The sequence below is a fragment of the Streptomyces sp. NPDC005899 genome (assembly GCF_040629645.1).
In the GTDB taxonomy this organism is placed as follows: domain Bacteria; phylum Actinomycetota; class Actinomycetes; order Streptomycetales; family Streptomycetaceae; genus Streptomyces.
Map to the genome: position 1 here is coordinate 1 of NZ_JBEXWB010000535.1, position 2,965 is coordinate 2,965.

The window sequence follows — 2,965 nt, forward strand, 5'->3', positions numbered from 1 at the left end:
CGACGACGGACCAGGTGGCGGCGGCGGTCAGCACGACGGCGGCAGCGGGGCGGTCGCGTACGGCGCGCGCGGCCAGCGCCGCGGCACCGGTGGCACCTCCGGCGCACAGGAGCGTGTGCACGGCACCCCAGCCGCGGTGATCGCGCCACAGCCGGCTCTCGACGCCCGCCGCGGCCCGCCCGAACGCGGCCACGGGATGGCCCCGCCGGGGGTCGCCGAGCAGCAGGTCACCGATCAGGCCGGCGGTGGCGCCGTACGCGAATATGCGGTCGGCTCGCACGGGTCAGCCGGCCGTCGCGCCTCGAAGGGCCCGGATGGTGGCGGGTGGAACAGCGACCGACGCACGGCAGCCAGACATGGCGTATGTCCTCACTCAGGGTCCGCGCCCTGGTTCGACGTGACCGGCGACGAGAGTCTCCTGGCTCCCGGATCCGCAGTTCCCCCGGCCTTCCAGTCCGCGTGGCGGACCGTGACTTCCGTGTGGGGGACTGCTCCCCGGTGACAGTGGCGGGACCGCGCCGGATTCGCACCGGCTTCCTCTGCTGTCGCCGTACATGGCCACGGCAGTCCACCATGCCCCGCGAACGCCCGTCAACCTGCCGCTGACCTGCGAGGCTGCGGTGTGCCCGGACGCACACCGGGCCGGACACACGCGTGGTGTGTCCGGCCCGGAGGGAATCGGGTGCGCGGAGGTCAGGCGACGATGAGGTGGATGCCGTACGCGACCGCGGCCGCGCACAGCGCGAAGCAGGCGTACGCGCCGAGCCGCGCCGGCGCTCCGGAGCCACCGCTCCGGGCCGCCGGGGTCTGCTTGGCGAGGCCGACGATCCCCAGGGTGAAGAGGCCGACCAGCGCGACGGTGATCACGAGGCTGACGCCGAAGACGGTGCCGAGGGCTGCCCAGTCGATGTTCATGCGGATCTGTCCTTACACCGTGGCCGGTCGGGCCGGGTCGGCCGGGGTTCCGGCCGCCGGGGCCGGGGCCGGGATGGTGGTCTTGAGGTCCGGGACGATGACCCCGGCGGGCGGCGGGCTGACGGCGGCGATGGCGGTCGTGACGACACCCGCCGGCTCGCTGTCCGAGGCGTTGACGTTCGTGTGGTCGACCGGCTTGCGGCGCGACAGCAACCAGATGGCACCGGAGCCCGCCACGAGGAGCGCGGCGACGACGCCCACGCCCCAGCCGCCCTGCTTGGTCAGCAGTTCGGCGCCCGCACCGACCAGACCCGCGGCCGGCAGCGTCAGGCCCCAGGCGACGAACATCCGGGTGGCGGTGGACCAGCGGACCACGCCCCCCTTGCGTCCGAGGCCCGCGCCCATCACCGCGCCGGAGCAGGACTGGGTGGTGGAGAGGGAGAAGCCGAGGTGCGAGGAGGCCAGGATGACCGTCGCGGCACTGGTCTGGGCGGCGAAGCCCTGGGGCGGCCGGAGCTCGGTGAGGCCGCTCCCCATGGTGCGGATGATGCGCCAGCCGCCGAGGTAGGTACCCAGGGCGATGGCGATACCGGCGGCGCAGATGACCCAGACGGGCGGGTTGGAGCCGGGTGCCAGGACGCCGCCGGTGACCAGGGCCAGCGTGATGATGCCCATCGTCTTCTGCGCGTCGTTGGTGCCGTGGGCGAGCGAGACGAGACCGGCGGAGGCGATCTGGCCGGCCCGGTAGCCCTTGGCGGTCGACCTGAGCTGCGCCTCGTCGGTGATCTTCCGGTTGAGGCGGTACGTCAGCCTGGTGGCCAGCAGAGCGGCCAGTCCGGCGACGAGGGGTGCGGCGATCGCGGGCAGCAGGACCTTGGTGACGACGGTGCCGCCGTTGATCGAGGACCAGCCCGCGGACATCACCGCGGCGCCGATCAGACCGCCGAAGAGGGCGTGGGAGGAACTGGACGGCAGCCCGACCAGCCAGGTCAGCAGGTTCCACAGGATGGCGCCGACGAGTGCCGCGAAGATGACCTCGGTTCTGAGGCCGTCCTCGTCGACGATCCCGCCGGAGATCGTCCTGGCGACCTCCACCGACAGGAACGCGCCGATCAGGTTGAGGACGGCGGACATGGCCACCGCGGTCTTGGGCTTGAGAGCGCCGGTCGAGATGGTGGTGGCCATCGCGTTGGCGGTGTCATGGAAACCGTTCGTGAAATCGAACACTAGAGCTGTCACGATCACGATCGCCAGCAGCAGCGTGATGTGTTCCATTTACCCAGGCAATCGCTCGACGTCATTGGCACGTGGAACGTAAGCAACCCGGGTGAACGGAAGATGAACTGGGCAGGGCGGCGCGGTGACCCCAACCGTGCGGCGTGCTTCCGCTTGTGTGCGTCGGGGAGGGACGGCCCTCCCCACCGCGGTGCGGGAGCTGGCCTTCGCCGTCGGCCCGTGACGGGAAGGCGGGTCCGATGCCTGCCCGTGGAGGAGAGTCATGTCACCTCCTCCCCGGACGGCCGCCGAGTCCGCGTCCTAGGATCGCCGCATGAGCGAGGGCGATCAGGACGCGATCGGGCAGGCGTGGGACGCGGTCGTCGCGACGGCCCGCAGGACGGCGTCCGAGGGCCTCGTCGTCGGCACCTCCGGCAACGTGTCCGCACGCGTCGGCGACACCGTCCTCGTCACCCCCAGCGCCGTCCACTACGACCGGCTCGGCCCCCATGACGCGGTCGGCGTCGACCTCGGGGGCCGGCGGCTGTTCGGGGACCTCCCCCCGACCAGCGAACTCCCTCTCCACCTGGCGGTCTACAACAGCACCTGTGCCGCCGCCGTCGTCCACACCCACGCGGTGCACGCCACGGCCGTCTCCACCCTCGTCGACGAAGTGCCCCTGGTGCACTACGCCGCCGCGATGCTCGGCGGCCCCGTCCGCACCGCGCCCTACGCCCGCTACGGGACGCGGGAGCTCCGCAGTCGCGGCGCACCGCCCCGGTCGGCACCGCACACGACGCGGCGACGAAGAAGACGGCCGCACACGGGACGGCGC

General features: G+C 72.5%; 4 protein-coding genes and 1 riboswitch. Of the genes, 1 reads left to right on the forward strand and 3 read right to left on the reverse strand.

Features of this window, described 5'->3' with window-relative positions; all coding sequences use genetic code 11:
• The 3 genes from ABZ371_RS31045 to ABZ371_RS31055 all read right to left on the reverse strand — a co-directional run.
• The coding region (locus ABZ371_RS31045) for a cobalamin biosynthesis protein (RefSeq protein WP_358685941.1) at positions 1–280 on the reverse strand (280 nt) is incomplete at its 3' end.
• A gap of 131 nt (positions 281–411) precedes the next feature.
• Positions 412–541: riboswitch (cobalamin riboswitch) on the reverse strand.
• A gap of 152 nt (positions 542–693) precedes the next feature.
• Positions 694–915, reverse strand: a complete 222-nt coding sequence (locus ABZ371_RS31050; RefSeq protein ID WP_358685943.1) for a hypothetical protein — start codon at positions 913–915, stop codon at positions 694–696.
• A 12-nt stretch (positions 916–927) separates the two neighbouring features.
• Entirely contained in the window at positions 928–2,190 is a 1,263-nt protein-coding gene (locus tag ABZ371_RS31055; RefSeq protein WP_358685945.1) for an inorganic phosphate transporter, read from the reverse strand.
• Positions 2,191–2,464: 274 nt separating this feature from the next.
• Here ABZ371_RS31055 and ABZ371_RS31060 point away from each other — a divergent pair.
• Positions 2,465–2,965 (forward strand): class II aldolase/adducin family protein (locus tag ABZ371_RS31060; RefSeq protein ID WP_358685947.1); only part of this gene is annotated, 501 nt, incomplete at its 3' end.

What these genes read in the sequence shown, in the direction of transcription:
- ABZ371_RS31055 (WP_358685945.1), bottom strand. Translation starts at nt 2,190, where the DNA reads ATGGAACACATCACGCTGCTGCTGGCGATCGTGATCGTGACAGCTCTA.
- ABZ371_RS31050 (WP_358685943.1), bottom strand. Translation starts at nt 915, where the DNA reads ATGAACATCGACTGGGCAGCCCTCGGCACCGTCTTCGGCGTCAGCCTC.